This window comes from Streptomyces sp. NPDC028368 (genome assembly GCF_055565615.1).
The window spans coordinates 276,951-293,369 of the sequence record NZ_JBVHTY010000008.1 but is presented as its reverse complement, the minus strand read 5'-3'; the positions used below and the strand labels follow the sequence as shown (position 1 = coordinate 293,369).

General features: G+C 70.5%; 13 protein-coding genes. 8 read left to right on the top strand and 5 right to left on the bottom strand.

What is annotated here, in order from left to right; genetic code table 11:
- Positions 1 to 358: 358 nt before the first annotated feature.
- The 3 genes from ACZ4S3_RS20770 to ACZ4S3_RS20760 all read left to right on the top strand — a co-directional run bounded on the left by ACZ4S3_RS20770 (position 359) and on the right by ACZ4S3_RS20760 (position 4,170).
- Positions 359 to 1,336 carry a TauD/TfdA dioxygenase family protein gene (locus ACZ4S3_RS20770; RefSeq protein WP_467936201.1) on the top strand — a complete coding sequence of 326 codons (978 nt, stop codon included), beginning with the start codon at positions 359 to 361 and terminating at the stop codon, positions 1,334 to 1,336.
- A 453-nt stretch (positions 1,337 to 1,789) separates the two neighbouring features.
- Positions 1,790 to 2,992, top strand: a complete 1,203-nt coding sequence (locus ACZ4S3_RS20765; RefSeq protein WP_467936199.1) for a PP2C family protein-serine/threonine phosphatase — start codon at positions 1,790 to 1,792, stop codon at positions 2,990 to 2,992.
- Positions 2,993 to 3,333: 341 nt separating this feature from the next.
- Positions 3,334 to 4,170 carry an NB-ARC domain-containing protein gene (locus tag ACZ4S3_RS20760; protein WP_467936197.1) on the top strand — a complete coding sequence of 279 codons (837 nt, stop codon included), beginning with the start codon at positions 3,334 to 3,336 and terminating at the stop codon, positions 4,168 to 4,170.
- Positions 4,171 to 4,210: 40 nt separating this feature from the next.
- Here ACZ4S3_RS20760 and ACZ4S3_RS20755 read toward each other — a convergent pair whose 3' ends face one another.
- The gene (locus ACZ4S3_RS20755; protein ID WP_467936475.1) at positions 4,211 to 4,792 is read right to left on the bottom strand and encodes a TetR/AcrR family transcriptional regulator; all 582 of its coding nucleotides are present in this window, start codon (positions 4,790 to 4,792) and stop codon (positions 4,211 to 4,213) included.
- Between the two features lie 185 nt (positions 4,793 to 4,977).
- Here ACZ4S3_RS20755 and ACZ4S3_RS20750 point away from each other — a divergent pair, with 185 nt between their 5' ends.
- The 4 genes from ACZ4S3_RS20750 (at position 4,978) to ACZ4S3_RS20735 (ending at position 10,639) form a co-directional block, all read left to right on the top strand.
- Positions 4,978 to 6,198: a cytochrome P450 gene (locus ACZ4S3_RS20750; protein WP_467936195.1), complete on the top strand. Its 1,221-nt coding sequence runs from the start codon at positions 4,978 to 4,980 to the stop codon at positions 6,196 to 6,198.
- 20 nt (positions 6,199 to 6,218) lie between these two features.
- Entirely contained in the window at positions 6,219 to 6,422 is a 204-nt protein-coding gene (locus ACZ4S3_RS20745) for a ferredoxin (protein ID WP_467936193.1), read from the top strand.
- Positions 6,423 to 6,621: 199 nt separating this feature from the next.
- Positions 6,622 to 8,190: a glutamate synthase subunit beta gene (locus ACZ4S3_RS20740; protein WP_467936191.1), complete on the top strand. Its 1,569-nt coding sequence runs from the start codon at positions 6,622 to 6,624 to the stop codon at positions 8,188 to 8,190.
- A 343-nt stretch (positions 8,191 to 8,533) separates the two neighbouring features.
- Positions 8,534 to 10,639 carry a SpoIIE family protein phosphatase gene (locus tag ACZ4S3_RS20735; protein WP_467936189.1) on the top strand — a complete coding sequence of 702 codons (2,106 nt, stop codon included), beginning with the start codon at positions 8,534 to 8,536 and terminating at the stop codon, positions 10,637 to 10,639.
- Between the two features lie 133 nt (positions 10,640 to 10,772).
- Here the strand turns inward: ACZ4S3_RS20735 and ACZ4S3_RS20730 are convergent, their stop codons facing one another.
- From ACZ4S3_RS20730 to ACZ4S3_RS20715, 4 genes are all read right to left on the bottom strand, one after another.
- Positions 10,773 to 11,249, bottom strand: a complete 477-nt coding sequence (locus tag ACZ4S3_RS20730; protein WP_467936187.1) for a hypothetical protein — start codon at positions 11,247 to 11,249, stop codon at positions 10,773 to 10,775.
- 169 nt (positions 11,250 to 11,418) lie between these two features.
- The gene (locus ACZ4S3_RS20725) at positions 11,419 to 11,847 is read right to left on the bottom strand and encodes a MarR family winged helix-turn-helix transcriptional regulator (protein ID WP_467936185.1); all 429 of its coding nucleotides are present in this window, start codon (positions 11,845 to 11,847) and stop codon (positions 11,419 to 11,421) included.
- A 29-nt stretch (positions 11,848 to 11,876) separates the two neighbouring features.
- Positions 11,877 to 13,721, bottom strand: a complete 1,845-nt coding sequence (asnB, locus tag ACZ4S3_RS20720) for an asparagine synthase (glutamine-hydrolyzing) (RefSeq protein ID WP_467936183.1) — start codon at positions 13,719 to 13,721, stop codon at positions 11,877 to 11,879.
- 439 nt (positions 13,722 to 14,160) lie between these two features.
- Positions 14,161 to 14,757: a TetR/AcrR family transcriptional regulator gene (locus ACZ4S3_RS20715; RefSeq protein ID WP_467936181.1), complete on the bottom strand. Its 597-nt coding sequence runs from the start codon at positions 14,755 to 14,757 to the stop codon at positions 14,161 to 14,163.
- A gap of 140 nt (positions 14,758 to 14,897) precedes the next feature.
- Between ACZ4S3_RS20715 and ACZ4S3_RS20710 the strand changes: the two genes are divergently transcribed.
- Positions 14,898 to 16,418 carry an APC family permease gene (locus ACZ4S3_RS20710; protein WP_467936179.1) on the top strand — a complete coding sequence of 507 codons (1,521 nt, stop codon included), beginning with the start codon at positions 14,898 to 14,900 and terminating at the stop codon, positions 16,416 to 16,418.
- The last annotated feature ends 1 nt before the right edge of the window (position 16,419 follow it).

Below are 16,419 nucleotides of genomic sequence, written 5' to 3'. Positions count from 1 at the left end.
TCGGCCGTACGGCCATGCTCCTGGGCATGACCGCGACGCCCCCTCTCGTCCTGCGGCTCCATGTCGATCTGGGCCGCCTTGCCTCTGCGGCGTGTTCCCGCCGCCCTGCGTGATCACGGCCGGCCTTGTGGCCGGCTCCTCGCCACCGAGGCCGTAACGCACGGAATCCGTAGCGCTCGGTGAAGCGGGAGAACTCGACGCACGCCACCGACGCGCACACTACGGAATCGCGCCGCCCGCAGCTCTCACCCGTTCTCTCACCTGCACGGATTTCATTCCGCTCCGAGAACATTTAATAACCGCGGCGTCCGACAACGCTCCTTCTGACAGCCGCCGCCCCATCGAAGGGAACCAGCCCATGACGTCCGCACCCGTAGCCGTAGCCGAACCCACTGCCGCCACCGACGCCCTCACCGTCCAGAAGGTCGGCGGCCGGATCGGTGCCGTGATATCCGGTGTCCGCCTCGGCGGCGATCTGGACGCAGCCACCGTTGCCACCGTGCGTGCCGCGATCCTCGAGCACAAGGTCGTCTTCTTCCGCGACCAGCAGCACCTCGACGCGGAGAGCCACGAGGCGTTCGGCCGCCTCCTGGGCACCCCCGTAGCCCACCCCACCGTGCCCTCCGTCGACGGCCGTTACGCGCTCGGCATCGACAACGAGCACGGCGGCCGCGCCAACCAGTGGCACACGGACGTCACCTTCGTCCCCGCCTACCCGGCGTTCTCCATCCTCCGCGCCGAGGTCATCCCGCCGTACGGCGGCAACACCCTGTGGTCCAACACCGCCGCCGCCTACGCCGGGCTCCCCGAACCGCTCCGCGTACTGACCGACAGCCTCCGCGGCGTGCACACCAACGACTACGACTATGCGGCCGTCCGCCCCAACGCCCCCTCCGCGGCGCTGGAGCAGCACCGGAAGGTCTTCACCGCGATCACGTTCCGGACCGAGCACCCGGTGGTCCGCGTCCACCCGGAGACCGGCGAACACACCCTGATCCTGGGCAACTTCCTCCAGAAGCTCACCGGCTTCCGCAGCCAGGACTCGCGCGGCCTGATCGACATCCTCCAGTCGCATGTCGAACGCCCGGAGAACACGGTCCGCTGGCAGTGGCGCGCGGGCGACGTGGCCATCTGGGACAACCGCGCCACCCAGCACTACGGAGTCGATGACTCCGACGACCATGAGCGCACCCTGCGCCGCGTCACCATCGACGGTGATGTACCGGTGGGTGTGGACGGCCGGCGCTCGGTGCTGATCGCACCGGAGTCGGTGCCGGAGCCCACGTACGGAATCGCCTCCGGCGCCTCCACCGACGGCTCGGTGGCGGAGTCCTGATCCGATGACCGCCCCTACCCCGCCCCCGGTGGATCTGATTGCCTGACGGCGCGTGACATGCCGCTGATGGCGTAATCATCGGGTTGGATGGTTTGCCTGGGTCAGGCTGGGGCCCTTGCTCCCGGTTGTGCCAGGAACCCGTATGCACAGGTCGGGTGCCTGGACCTCGAGCGGATCTGTCATGAACGTCAGTTGCACCATCCGGTCTCGGGGCGGATGCCGGCCCGGTGGGCCACGGTGGGACGAGGTGTCGCGGAATACGGTGGTGAAGGCGTTGGCGCGTCCGGTGCCTGCGACGCGGAGGAAGCTGCCGCCAGGGCAGCGTGTGCGGGAGCCGCTGAGAGGCTTCGGCGACGCCGTGCTGCGCGCGGAGGCCGAGGCCATGCTGCGCGCGAAGGCTGAGGCGACGGGCACGCAGCGGCGCCCGCTGCCGCCGCCACCCCGGGGCGAGCAGTGAGGCGGCCGGGCGGGGACCGTACGGCCGGCCGCCTCGCGGCGCTCGCGGACAGCAACGGCGTGGCGGTGCCCCGTCCGCCCGCGTGGATGCGCTGGCTGCCGGTCGCCTACGTCGCGGTCGTCCTGCTGCTCGAACCGGTGACTCCCACGCCGTGGCCGGTCAGCTTCCTGCTCGTCGCCCTGCCGGTGACCGCCGCCTACACCCTCGGCCCCGTGGGCGTCGCCGCCGTCACGGCCTTCGCCATCGTGCTGGAGGGCACGCTGGCCGGCACCCCGTGCTGCGCCGGCCGCAACGTCCACCAACTGTGGGAGAGCCACCACGTCGCCGCCTATATCTCCACCGCCTTGGTCGGCATCCTCGGCGTCGCACTGGCCGCCCACCGCCAGCGCCAGGAGCGGCACCTGGTGCACGCCAACTCGGTGGCCGAGGCCCTGATGCGCACCCTGCTGCGACCGGTCCCGCACCAGGTCGGAAACGTACTCGCGGCCGGCCTCTACCGCGCCGCGGAGGTGGGCACCATGGTCGGCGGTGACCTCTACGACATCCGTGCCACCGACGCCGGCGAGCGCGCCATCATCGGCGACGTCCGCGGCAAGGGACTCAAGGCCGTACGCACCGTCGCGGACATTCTCGGCAGCTTCCGCGAGGCCGCCTACGACCAGGGGGACCTGCTGGCCGTCGCCCTGCGCATGGAGCGGAGCATGGCCAGGGCGGCCGATGAGATCCGCGACGACGAGCTGTTCGTCACCGCCGTGCTGATCGAATACGACGCACCGGCCCAGCGGGTGACGATCGTCAACCACGGGCATATCGAGCCGATTCTGATCTCCGGCGGCGAGATCACCGCCCTCATCGGACCCCCCGCCCTCCCCTTCGGCCTGGGCACCCTGGCGAACGAACTGCCCGTCTCCTACACCCACCGCTTCACCTGCGGCGATGTCCTGCTGCTGTGCACCGACGGACTGATCGAGGCCCGCGACCGGACCGGCGCCTTCTATCCGCTCCTCGACCGCCTCCGCGAACGCTTCGCCGGCGAGCCCGCCCCCGGCCCCGCCGATGTCATCGACTTCCTCAACACCGACCTGCCCCACCACACCCGCGTCTTCCACGACGACGTCGCCATCCTCGCCATCGCCCCTACGGAAACCTCCACCTCTCTCAGTTCCCTTCAGCGGGGGCGTGGCGTACCGGCACCATGACGAGCGCGGCCGGCGGGGCTCCCCAGCGGGCGCTTCACCGCCTCTGGCTTCCCGCCTCGCCGGTTCCCGGATACCTCTGCTTCCGGATACCTCTGTTTCCGGATTCTGCTTGTTCCCGTAGGTCCCTCCCGCGAGACTTCGCTCTGATGACGGGCAGCGACGGGGGAGAAGCCCCAGGGCAGGGTGACGACGCTCTGGCGGAGACACACAACGAGTTTTCGGGGCAAGCGTCCGTCGTCGTACAGGCGGGCGTCATCCACGGCGATGTCGTACTGCAAGCGGCGCCCCCGCCCTCGTCACCACCAACCCCTGCCATGGCGCCCGCTCCACCGTCCCGGTTCGTGCCTCGGGCCGGTGTCGGAAGCCGGCTCATCGAAGCGTTGCGGCACGGGGAGCGCAACGTGGTGCTGTGCGGCGCCGGGGGCTTCGGGAAGACGACGCTGGCGAGTTGGGTGTGCCGGCAGCCTGACGTGGGCGAGCGGTTCCCGGACGGCGTGCTCTGGGTGGAACTCGGACAGCGCCCCAGCACACAGCGGATCGTGACGGCTCTGGCCGGACTCATCGCGGTACTCACCGGCTCGGCACCGGGGACGTATGCCGATGTGCCCTCCGTCGCCGGCGCGTTCCGAGCGGCCCTCGCGGACCGCCGGATCCTGCTGGTGGTCGACGACGTATGGAGCGCCGCCGATCTCCCACCGTTCCTGAGCGCCGGCGAACGGGTCACCTTGTTGGTCACCACGCGGCGTACGAACGTGCTGGAGGGCACCGAGATCGCCGTGGACGCCATGAGCGACGACGAGGCCGTCGCTCTGCTCGGGCGCGGCCCGGCGGATGCCGGGACGCTGAGGCCGCTGCTGCGGCGGGCCGGGCACTGGCCGCTGACCGGGGCGGCCCAGGAGCATCCCGCCGCACAATGGGTGACGGACTGTCAGGACGGTTCGGGGCGCTCGATCGGGCACATCTGGCGTATCACCGCCAGCGAGACGCACGCGGCCGTGGTCGCCAACCCCGGGCTCATCGGGCTCTTCGGCCTCCCCGACATGCGGCCCGTCTGCTGGCTTAAAACCAACGGCACCGTACGCGACGCCGCCTTCGACCCCTCGGGCCGGCGCCTCGCCGTGGTCGGGGACGCGGGGCTCTATCTCTTCGCCGTGCACGACCCTGCACCGGACGCGTGAGACGCGTTACGTCAGCGCGCATCCGGCCGTGTCGGCCTCCCTATTCGGAGCCGCCCGCGGGATCGGCGTCGTTCCTTGCCGGGCTCAGGACCAGCGGCAGGTACACCTCGTCGACGATGTCCGTGATGATCTCGTCGTCGATGGGCGCGCCGAACAGCAGGAACTGGTTACGCAGCAGGTCGGTGGCGACCGTGGCCCGGCGGGAGTCCAGGATCCAGGGCTGGGCCTCGCCGCGCTCGATGGCGCGCTCCAAAATGACGCGGAGCGTCGCGGGGCCCACGGTGTGGACCCGTTCCCGGATCAGCCTGGCGAAGTCCGGATCGCGCGTCAGCTCGGCGAGCAGGCCGCGCAGAATGCCGCCGAGGGGGCTGGCCATCTTCGCGGAGATCTGCCGCAGCAGCGCGATCACATCCGTGCGCAGCGCACCGGTGTCGGGGAGGTCGACCTTGGAAACGCCGCCCAGCTTGCAGGCGTCCATGACCAGTTCGGCGCGGCTGGACCAGCGGCGGTAGAGGGCGGCCTTGCTGGTGCGGGCGCGGGTGGCGACCCGTTCCATGGTCAGCGCGGCGTACCCGGTCTCGGTGAGCTCCTCCAAAGTCGCCGTCAGGATGGCGTTTTCCAGCTCCTCACCGCGGCGGCGCGGGCCTTTGCGGTGGTCAACGGCCGAATCGACGGTCTTGTCGACGTTGAGTGACAGGGGGACTCCTGAGGGTTTACCGAGAGATCGTTGCGTTCCCTGGGAGGGCAGTTTATCCTCCGATTAGAGAACTCATCGTTCCTTAAGTGCGAGAGATTTCGAGGGGATCCATGACAGAGACCGCTGCGACACCCCGTACCGAGGACGCCCCCGCCTTCCCGAGGGACCGCACCTGCCCGTACCACCCGCCCGAGGAGTACGCGCGGCTGCGGGATGAACCCGACTCGCTGCGCAAGGTGACGCTCTTCGACGGCCGCCAGGCGTGGGTGGTGACCAAGCACGAGGCGGCGCGCAAGCTGCTCGCCGACCCCCGGCTCTCCTCCGACCGCGCCCACGTCGACTTTCCCGCCACCTCGCCGCGCATCCTCTCCTTCCGGGACCGCCGCCCCGCGTTCATCGGCCTGGATCCGCCGGAGCACGGCGCCAAGCGGCGGATGATGATCGGCGAGTTCACCGTGAAGCGCATCAAGGGCATGCGCCCGGACATCGAGCGGATCGTGCACGGCTTCATCGACGAGCTGCTTGCCGCGGGCCCGCCCGCCGACCTGGTCAGCCGGTTCGCCCTGCCGGTGCCCTCCATGGTGATCTGCCAGTTGCTCGGCGTGCCCTACGCCGACCACGACTTCTTCCAGGGCGCGAGCAGGCGCCTGGTGCAGGCGGCGGACGCGGCGGATGCGGTCGCCGCGCGCAATGAACTCGAGCGCTACATGGACGAGTTGATCACCAAGCGGCAGGCCGAGCCCGGACCGGGCCTGCTCGGCCACCTGATCGCCGAGCAACTGGCCAACGGGGAGATCGACCGCGAGGAACTGATCTCGAGCGCCCTGCTGTTGCTCATCGCCGGCCACGAGACAACCGCCTCGATGACCTCGCTCAGCGTGATCACCTTGCTCGAGCACCCCGACCAGCACGCCGCCCTGCGCGCCGACCCCGGCCTCGCTCCCGCCGCGGTCGAGGAACTGCTGCGCTATCTCGCCATCGCCGACATCGCGGGCGGCCGCGTCGCAAAGGCCGACATCGAGATCGACGGGCAGCTCATCCGGGCGGGTGAGGGCGTGATCGTCACCAACTCCATCGCCAATCGCGACGGCTCGGTGTTCGAGGACCCGGACGCCTTCGACGTGCACCGCTCGGCCCGCCACCACCTCGCCTTCGGCTTCGGCGTACACCAGTGTCTCGGCCAGAACCTGGCCCGTCTGGAACTCGAAGTGATCCTCACCGCTCTGTTCGACCGCATTCCGACGTTGCGTCTGGCCGTCCCGGTCGATCAGCTGACGCTGCGCCCGGGGACGACGATCCAGGGCGTCAACGAACTCCCGGTCACCTGGTGACCGTGGCGAGAGGAGTGGCCATGCGAGTGATCGCCGACCGGAACGTCTGTGTCGGTGCCGGCCTGTGCGCTCTGACCGCACCCGGCGTCTTCGACCAGGACGACGACGGTCTTGTCCTGGTGCTCGAGCCCGACCCCGACGTCGTCAAGCAGCCGGCCGCGCGCGAGGCCTGCGGTCTCTGCCCGTCCGGCGCCCTCAGGATCGTCGACGACACCGACGAATAGGACGAAGCGCCGCCGCCGGCACACGGCCCATCCGGTCATCCACCACCAGCCGCACAGCCGCACGGCCGCGCCTCGCCAACGCCGGGGCCAAGCCGGGGCCAAGCCGGGACCAAGCCAGGACTAATGGGAGCAAAGAGGGCGTAGCCTGGCGTGAACGCCGTAGTGCACCGCGAGTGAGCGAGGGCGATGGAGGCGGCGCATGAGCGACCCTTACGGCTTCCTCAAGACCCCCCGTCGGCCTGTCCCGGCGCGCCCCGTCGAGGAGCGACTGAGTGACTGGAACGAGGTCTACGCGGGGCAGGCACTGCTCCCGGTCGTGTCCGAGCAGGCGGGGCGCTGCATGGACTGCGGCATCCCGTTCTGCCACAGCGGCTGCCCGCTGGGGAATCTCATCCCCGAGTGGAACGTGTATGCGGCGCGGGGCAACTGGCGGGCCGCGGCCGAGCGGCTGCACGCGACGAACAACTTCCCCGAGTTCACCGGCCGGCTGTGCCCGGCGCCCTGCGAGGACGCCTGCGTGCTGACCATCAACGCCGATCCTGTGACGATCAAGAACGTCGAGCAGGCCATCGCCGACCAGATCTGGGAGCGCGGGTACGCGCCGCCGCACCCGCCGCAGCAGCTCAGCGGGAAGACCGTCGCCGTCATCGGCTCCGGGCCCGCGGGGCTGGCGGCGGCGCAACAGCTCACCCGTATCGGTCACACCGTCGCCGTCTACGAGCGCGCCGACCGCCTCGGCGGACTGCTGCGGTACGGCATCCCCGCGTTCAAGATGGAAAAGCGGCACCTGGACCGCCGCATCGAGCAAATGCGGGCGGAGGGCACCACGTTCCGCACGGGTGCGGAGGTCGGCAGCGATCTCGACGCCACCGAGCTCAGAAGGCGGCACGACGCGGTGGTTGTGGCCGTCGGAGCCGGGGAGCGGCGGGAGCTCCCCGTCCCCGGCCGTGAGCTGTACGGCATCCATCAGGCCATGGACTACCTGACCCTCGCCAACCGGGTCAGGGAGGGCGACTACGCCACGTCACCCGTCACCGCCGAGGGCAAGCACGTGGTGATAGTCGGCGGCGGGGACACCGGCTCGGACTGTCTGGGCACCGCCTTGCGCCAGGGCGCGATCTCCGTGGTGCAGCTGGACATCAACCCGGAGCCGGGCGACGCGCGGCCGGACGCCGAGCCCTGGCCCACGTATCCGAAGGTCTACCGGATCTCCCATGCCCACGAGGAGGCCCGGGGCCGGGAGGGCACGGACCCGAGGGTTTTCTCCTCCGCCACTCTCCGCTTCGCAGGGGGCACGGACGGCCATGTGTGCGCGCTGCACCTGACGGAAGTGGAACCCGAAGCCAGACGGCCGCGGCCGGACACCGAGCGGGTGATCCCGGCGGAGCTGGTCCTGCTCGCCCTCGGCTTCTCCGGTCCGGAACGAGGGACCGGACTGATGCGGCAGCTCGGGCTCACGCTGGACGACCGGGGCAACTTCGCCCGGGACGACGGATTCGCGGCCGAGATGCGGGAGCGGGCGGAGCGGACAGCCCGTACCCGCACGGACGGTGACCTGGGCGGGGGAGCGGACCCGCACTTTGACGGGGCCCTGGACGGGGCCCTGGACGGGGTCTTCGTCGCGGGCGACGCGGGACGCGGCCAGTCCCTGGTGGTGTGGGCCATCGCTGAGGGACGGGCCACCGCGGCGGCCACAGACCGCTATCTGACCGGATCCACCGTGCTCCCGGCCCCCGTGGCCCCAAGGGACCGGCCCCTGGCGGTGTGAGCGCGTGGACCGCCGGCGGTGCCGGTCGCCCGAGTGGGGACGTGGTCAACCACGGAGGTCACGGCCGGAGGGCCGGGCAGCCGGACTGCCGGATGGCCGTGGGGGCGCCGCGGGCACTGCGGGCACCGCGCGATGACGGCCACGCCGCGCCGGAGCGCCTCCTCAGGGCCGGGCAAGCCGTCCGTACCCCGGTTCCGGACGGGGTGGGCGATCGGCCGGACCAGGTGGACCATGGAAGCGGAAGCACTCACCAGGTAAGGGGGCAGCCAGGGACAGGTGGACAGGCCACGGACCGAAGCGAGGGGACAGCGCACGTGGTCCGCCAGGTGGAAGGAGTGCCCGGGTGAGCGCAGTCGACGGGCGTCCGGCTGACTCCGGTGAGCCGGAGGGACGGTCGCCGCAGCCGAGCGGCCTGATGGACCTCCTCGGTGTCGCCGCGGTGCTGCTGGACGCCGAGGGGCGGATCGTTCTGTGGAGCCCGCAGGCCGAAGGCCTGTACGGCTACACCGCCGAGGAAGCGCTCGGGCAGTACGCGGCGCCGCTGCTGGTCCACGAAGAGCACTGGGACCTGGTGATCAAGAAGTTCGGCGAGGTCATGGAGACCGGCCAGAGCTGGGGCGGCGCCTTCCCCGTCCGGCACAAGGACGGCACCTCGCGGCTGGTGGAGCTGCGCAACATGCGGCTGCTGGACGACCGCGGCGACTTCTACGCCCTCGGCCTCGCCACCGACTCACCGACGCTGCGCGAAGTGGAGCGGGATGTCGCCCTGTCCACCCGGCTGATCTCCCAGTCCCCCATCGGGCTGGCGATCCTCGACACCGATCTGCGGTACGTAGCCGTCAACCCCGCTCTGGAGCGGATGCACGGCATACCGGCGAAGGACCACCTCGGCCGGCACTACCGCGACATCATGTCCGCCGCGAAGTTCGAGGTGCCCGAGGCCGCGATGCGGCAGGTCCTCAAGACCGGGATCCCCATGGTCGACCAGTCCACCATCGTCGGCCACACACCCGCCGACTCGGACAAGCACGCCTGGTCGATCTCTCTCTACCGGCTGGAGGACCCCCAGGGACGCATTCTCGGGGTGGCCGACCTGGTGGTGGACGTCACCGACCGGTATCAGGCGGCGATGGAGGCTGCCGAGGCCCGGCGGCGCCTGGCCCTGATCGCCGACGGCTCCGCGCGTATCGGCACCACCCTGGAGGTGGGACAGACCGCCCGAGAGCTGGCCGAGGTCACCGTTCCCGAGCTCGCCGACGTCGTCACCGTCGACGTGCTCGACTCGGTCCTCGATGAGCACCGCCCCGGACCTGCTCCCCAGGACGGCCCCGCGCGCTTCCGCGCCCTCGCGGTGAAGGCCGCCTACCCCACCGAAGCCGTCCAGGCCGCCGATCCGCCCGGCGAGATCGCCGCCTACGACGCCGACCGCCTGGCCACCCAATGTGTACGCACCGGCCGGCCGATCCTGATCTCCCACGCGGATGACAACGACCTGGCGCGCATCGCCCGTGACGACCACGCCGCCACCTTGCTGGCCCGCGCCGGCGTGCACTCCTACATGCTGGCCCCGCTCATCGCCCGCGGCCAGATCCTCGGCTTCCTGGGGCTCACGCGGGCCCGCAACCGGTTGCCCTTCGATGAGGACGACCTCGCCCTCGCCGGTGAGCTGGCCTCGCGCGCCGCCGTATGCATCGACCACGCCCGCTCGCACCAGAGCGTGCGCAACGCCGCCGAGACCCTGCAGCGCAGCCTGCTCCCTGACCACCCACCCCACTTTCCCGGTCTGGACGTCGCCTCCCGGTACCGGCCCGCGCAGGCCACCCAAGAGGTCGGCGGGGACTGGTACGACGTCCTGCCGCTCGGCGGCGACCGGACCGCACTCGTCGTGGGCGACGTCATGGGCAGCGGTATCGACGCCGCCGCCACGATGGGCCGCCTGCGCGCTGCCACCTGCGCTTTCGCCGACCTCGACCTCGAGCCTGCGCAGGTCCTCCAGCACCTCGACAAGATCACCTCAGGGCTGGAGCACTTCATCGCCACATGCGTGTACGCCGTCTACGACCCGCACCGCGCCGAATGCCACGTCGCCACCGCCGGCCACCTGCCGCCCGCCCTCGTCCGCAGCGGCAGGCACCCCGAACTGCTCAACCTGCCCACCGGTACGCCGCTCGGAGTCGGCGGCGTCCCCTTCGAGACCATCACCTTCGGCCTCGCCCCCGGCGACCAACTGGTCCTGTACACCGACGGTCTGGTCGAAACCCGCCACCACGCCATCGACGAACGCCTCGACACCCTCCTCCACCTGCTCGACGCGCCCGACCGCCCCCTGGAGGAAACCTGCGACCACCTCCTCCGTGAACTCCGGCGCCCCGACGACCCGGACGACGTCGCCCTGCTCGTCTGCCGCGCGCAGCCCTTCACACTCGGCTCAGAGCCCCCTCAAGAGTGATTGCGGGGTCTGCCGTTCTGAAGCGCGGAGCGTCCTGCTCCGGGCTTCTGCAGGCCTGGAGGTTCTTCGCGTACGGCGGCGCCCGGCCGGCCGAGGCCGGGCGAGCGCCCTGCTGCGTACCGCCGCTACGGGATCAGCCCGTGCAGCACCGCCGGCGCGCGGCGGCATGCCGGTGCCGAGCAGCCGCGGACCGCCGTCGCCGGCACGGAGCGGTCAGGAATCCCAGCCCGATACCCAGCATCCAGCTGTCCTTGGCCAACGGCATCCCGTCCTGCGTCGGCCGCAGACTTCCGGATTCCCGCATGCCCGGCAGCCGCAGGTACAGCCCGACCAGCCCGCTGGAAAATCCGGTCAGCGCCAGCCCGGCCAGCCGGGTCGGTACGAACGGGGTGAGCAGTACACCCCCGACCGCGATTTCCGTACACGCCAGCAGCCGCGTGAACCGCTCGGCGGGGATCTTCTCCAAGAACGGATACGCCGTACGGGCCATGCCGTGCACGGCCTCGGCGGTCGCCTGGTCGGCCCGCAATTTCGTCAGCCCGGTGTTCAGGAAGAAGGCGCCGACGGCCACGCGTGGGGCCACATCGCGGGCTTCGGGCAACTGCACCATGGGAGCCTCCAAGATCAGTTCTTCGGGCCCCTTCACCGAGCTTAGAGCCTGTCCTCGCACCTCGCCCGGGATGGTCCGGACACAGCCGGGTCCGGCGCAGCCGCCCGCGCCGGGCCGGGTGAGCGGCGGGCCGCCCGGCTCAACCGCGGTCCACCCCGCACTCCATCCCTCAGTCCGCCGCCTCCGCGAGCCGCCGCAACAGCGGTTCCACCGCGGCGAGTTGGCGGATCTCGTCGGGCCGTAGCGAGGCGAGGCGCTTGGAGAGCACCTCGGCCTCGCCGCGGGCGACGTCGGCCAGCGCGGCGGTGCCGCGCTCGGTGGGCAGCACGCGGCTGGCTCGCTTGTCCGCCGGATCGGATTCGCGGCGGACCAGGCCCGCCGACTCCAGCGCGAGGACGGCCGCGGTGGCGGTCGGCTGGGAACAGGGCACCCACTGCGCGATCTCACCGATCCGGGCGGGTCCCTGCTGCGACAGCAGCGCCAGAACGGCGATATGGGTCAGCTGGATGCTGCCCGCGGTGGCAGCCCTGCGCAGGCTCCGGGTGAGCCGGTGCAGGGAGATCACCAGGTGCAGCGCCTCGTCATCGCCGAATGTCATCGCTCAGCCCATCGCGCGCCCGTTTCCGATCAAGCGAGCGTAATGGTGGGGGAGTACATGTCCAACCACAGGGCCAGATCCAGTGTCCTTTCGAGGCCGCGCCGGGACGCCTGAGTGATCTGGGGGGTGTCGTGGTCCGCCGCCCGCTGCAGCCACTTGCGGTCGACGAGGTCGAAGACCGGGTGCGAGGACTGCGAGAGGAGTTCCTTGGCGTGGTGCTGGAGCGCGACCGCGTACTGGGGGTCCTGGGTCGACGGGTAGGGGCTCTTGACGCGGTCGTAGACCGACTTCGGCAGTACGTCCGCCGTGGCCTCGCGCAGCAGGCTCTTCTCCCGTCCGTCGAAGGACTTCAGTGACCACGGCGTGTTGTAGACGTACTCGACCAGCCGGTGGTCACAGAACGGCACCCGCACCTCCAGCCCGACCGCCATGCTCGCGCGGTCCTTGCGGTCGAGCAGGATCCGTACGAAGCGCGTCAGGTGCAGGTAGCAGATCTTGCGCATACGGAATTCGAAGTCGCTCTCCCCGTCGAGCCGTTCGACGTCCTTGATGGCGGAGTCGTAGCCGTCCTGGATGTAGGAGCCCAGGTTGAGGGAGTTGGTGACACTGTCGGTGAGGATGTTGCCGTCGTCGCCGAAGTGCTCCGCGAAGCGGACGAGCCAGGGGAAGGTGTCGGCCTGGCGGGCCTCCTCGTCGAAGAACTGCTTGTACCCACCGAATACCTCGTCGGCCGACTCGCCGGACAAGGCGACCGTCGAGTGCCGGCGGATGGCCTTGAACAGCAGATAGAGCGAGGCGTCCAGATCGCCCAGGCCCATCGGGATGTCCCGGGCCCGGATGACCTTGGCGCGCACCTCGGGATCGGCCAGGGCGGCCGAGTCCAGCACGATGTCCTGATGCCGGGTGCCGGCGAGGCGGGCCACGTCGTGCACGTAGGGCGTATCGGGGGTGGCGCGCAGTTCATCGGCCACGAAGTGCTCGGTCTGGCCGACGAAGTCGACGGCGAAACTGCGTACCGTCTCGCCCACCTCGCCCAGCTGACGGGCCGCCAGCGCGGTCATGGCCGAGGAGTCCAGGCCGCCCGACAGCAGGGTGCAGCGCGGTACGTCGGCGACGAGCTGACGGCGGACGATGTCGTCGAGCAGCGTACGGACATGGGCGACCGAGGCGTCCCGGTCGTCGTGGTGCGCGCGGGTCTGCAGCGACCAGTAGACGTGCCGGCGCAGGCCGTTGCGGTCAACGGTGACCACCGTGCCGGGCTCGACCTCGTTCATGCCTTCCCAGACGGCGTGACCGGGTGTCTTGATGAAGGCGAAGAGCTCGCGGAGGCCGTCGAGCCCCACGTTCCGCTTGGCGAGCGGATTGGCGAGGATGGCCTTCGGCTCCGATCCGAACAGCACGCCGTCGGACGTGGCGTAGTAGTAGAACGGCTTGATGCCCATCCGGTCGCGGATCATGACGAGCCGCTGGCGCTGCTCGTCCCAGATCGCGAACGCGAACATCCCGTTGAGCCGTTCGGCGACCGCCTCGCCCCACTCGAGGTATCCGCGCAGGACGACCTCGGTGTCGGAGTCGGTGGTGAAGCGGTGGCCCCTGGAGACCAGTTCCTCACGCAGTTCACCGAAGTTGTAGGTCTCGCCGGAGTACACGAGGGCGACCGGGGTCCCGTCCGCCCTCTCGGCGGTCATCGGCTGACGTCCACCGGGCAGATCGATGATCGCGAGACGGCGGTGCCCGAGAGCGGCGGGCCCCTGCACCCACGTGCCGCGGTCATCGGGCCCGCGGCAGGACATCGTCTCGGTCATCGCGTCCACGGTCTCCTGCTCGGAGCGCAGATCACGGTCGAAGGAAATCCAGCCGGTGATGCCACACATGCCATGTCCTCCTGATTCCACCGAGGAAGCTGTCGGACGCCGGGAGCGAGCACGCCGGAGACCAGCGGCCAGACAGCCCCACAGGGGTCTGTTGTATCCAGCACCTATATATCGATCGTGTGCCTCGGACGTCGCCCCGTCAACCGCGCCGCAACACGCCCGGAACATGCGACGCCCCGCCTTCCTTCTCGGCGATCCACCCGCAAAAGGGTCCTGAGCTGCGGCTGTGCCGCGCTGTACGGACCGGAAGGGCAGGCCGGGCCGACCGGCCGATGGCGTGCGGTATACGGGAATGCGAGAAAGGTTTTACCTGGGGAGGAGGGCGCCGCCCACCGCTTCGGGGCCGTCCGCCATGCCCGCGGTACCGCCGGAGGTGCCCGCGGTGCCGGCCGGTCGGATCGGGGGAGTGGGAAGCGCCGCGAGCCGGCGCTTAATGCGTTCAGCGCCCAGGGTCGTAGCCGGTAGCCGTCCGGGCGTAGGAATGCAGGGCCTCGATCACCTCTGTACGGACGCGGCGGCCTGCCAGCACTTCCATTTGGTAGCCGTCTTCCATGGCTACGAAGTTGGCGGCCAGCAGGCGCGGGGGATCGCTGAGCGTGAAGTGCCCCTGCGCCTGGCCCAGTACGAGGATTCCGTAATAGATGGCGATCTGGCGCTCCGTCAGCGCACTGTCGAGGGCGGCCGCCTTCGCGTCGCGCAGGGTGCGCGGCCAGTACTCGAACAGGAGGCGCGGCAGGCTGTCCCCGGGGCCGTGCGCGACGCCGTGCTCGATGCAGGCGTGCAGGCGGTCTCGCGCGTCGTCGGACTGCTCCGCGGCCTGCTCCCGCTCCCGGCTGAACCGCTCGATGGCCTGCTGGTAGGTCTCGTATATCAGCGTGTCCAGATCCCCGTAGTACAGGACCGCGGCCGGGGTGACGCCGGCCTCATCGGCGACGTCCCGCAGGCGCAGGCCCTCCATGCCGCGGGCCAGGACCGCCCGCTCGACGGCCGCGCCCAGCGTCGCCCGGCGGGCGGCCTGGTCCTTCTTCCGTGCCACCGCGACTGCCTCCACTCGGATCTCTATCTTCTATCCCGCATTTAAAAGTACGCGACCAGGCCTTGACGTGCCAGGCACGACAGTTCTTAAACTCCCGTTTAACGAATCGCGCATCCGGCGTGCTGCCACAGGAGGCCCCCGTGATCCCCCGTCTCACCGCTGCCGACAGCACTACCGACCCACCCCAAGCGGCGATGCGTACCGAACCGGGCGGCAAGGGGCTGCGCCGCGGCTCCGTCGGCCTGGGCGCCTCGGTCGCGCTGGGCCTGTCCTGCGTCGCCCCGGCCTACAGCATCGCGGTCACCCTCGGCTTGGTGACCACGGTCGTCGGCCATCAAGCCCCTGCCGCCCTGCTGCTCGGCTTCGTGCCGATCCTGCTGACCGCCTTCGCCTTCCGCGAGCTCAACCGTGCGATGCCGGACTGTGGCACCACCTTCGTATGGAGCACCCGCGCCTTCGGCCCGTTCGCCGGATGGCTCTGCGGCGGCTGGGCGGTGCAGATTGCCACGCTGATCGGCATGACCGCGCTCGCCCAGGTCGGCGCCACCTATCTGCTGGGGCTGCTCGGCCTGGGCTCACTGGCGGGCAGCGGCGTCGCGGTGACCGTCACGGCGATCCTGCTGCTGGCCGCGGTCACCGCCGTGGCGTACCGGGGGCTGCAACTCGCCGCCTGGGTCCAGTACGTGCTCCTGGGGCTGCAGCTCACCGCCCTGTTCGGATTCGGGGCCGCCGCATTCGCCCGCGGCGGCACCGCCACACCGCGCCTGTCCTGGCTCAACCCCTTCGCCTTCGACGGCTTCGGCCCCTTCGCCGAATCGGTGCTCCTGTGCCTGTTCATCTACTGGGGGTGGGACGCACTGATCACCGTCAACGAGGAAACCCGCGACAGCGGCCGCATCCCCGGCAAGGCGGCGGTGATCTCCACACTGGTCCTGCTCGGCACCTACCTGTTCACCGCCTTCGCTGCGATCAGTTTCGCCGGGACCGGAACCACGGGGACCGGCCTCGGTAACCCCGACACCGCCGCCGACATCCTCGCCACCCTCGCCCCGCCGGTGCTCGGCCCGAGCCTGGCCAAAGCGGTCCAGCTCGCCATCTGCGTCTCGGCCGTCTCCGCCCTGCTCACCAGCATCGTCGGAAGCTCCCGCGCCACCTTGTCCATGGGAAGCCACGGCGCCCTGCCCAAGGCGTTCACCCGCATCCACCCCCAGCACCGCACGCCGTCCTTCGGTACGGTCCTCTTCGGCGCGGCCGCCGCCGCACTGCTCGCGCTCCTGAGCGTCCTCTCCACGGCCTTTCTCGGCGACGCCATTCTCTCCATCGGCCTGCTGATCGCCTTTTACTACGGCGTCACCGGCCTCGCCTGCGTATGGCACTTCCGCCACCAGCTGCGCGGCTCCGTCCGCGACCTGCTCCTCAAAGGCGTGCTTCCTCTGCTGGGCGGCCTGATGATGCTCGCCGCCTTCGCCCGCAGCGTCCACGACATGCTCGACCCGGCCTACGGCACCACCTCCTTCCATGGCATCGGCGGGGTCTTCCTGCTCGGCGCCGGCTCCATCGTCCTGGGCGCGCCGGTCATGCTCATCGTCCGCTCACGCCACCGCCGCTTCTTCCGCGACGGCCGCCGGACCGTCGCCGAACTGACCATCACCGAGGACTGAC

Bases quoted from the DNA above. Each gene is read 5' to 3' on its own strand.
- ACZ4S3_RS20770 (WP_467936201.1), top strand. From the start codon at position 359: ATGACGTCCGCACCCGTAGCCGTAGCCGAACCCACTGCCGCCACCGAC.
- ACZ4S3_RS20750 (WP_467936195.1), top strand. From the start codon at position 4,978: ATGACAGAGACCGCTGCGACACCCCGTACCGAGGACGCCCCCGCCTTC.
- ACZ4S3_RS20745 (WP_467936193.1), top strand. From the start codon at position 6,219: ATGCGAGTGATCGCCGACCGGAACGTCTGTGTCGGTGCCGGCCTGTGC.
- ACZ4S3_RS20740 (WP_467936191.1), top strand. From the start codon at position 6,622: ATGAGCGACCCTTACGGCTTCCTCAAGACCCCCCGTCGGCCTGTCCCG.
- ACZ4S3_RS20730 (WP_467936187.1), bottom strand. From the start codon at position 11,249: ATGGTGCAGTTGCCCGAAGCCCGCGATGTGGCCCCACGCGTGGCCGTC.
- ACZ4S3_RS20725 (WP_467936185.1), bottom strand. From the start codon at position 11,847: ATGACATTCGGCGATGACGAGGCGCTGCACCTGGTGATCTCCCTGCAC.
- asnB (WP_467936183.1), bottom strand. From the start codon at position 13,721: ATGTGTGGCATCACCGGCTGGATTTCCTTCGACCGTGATCTGCGCTCC.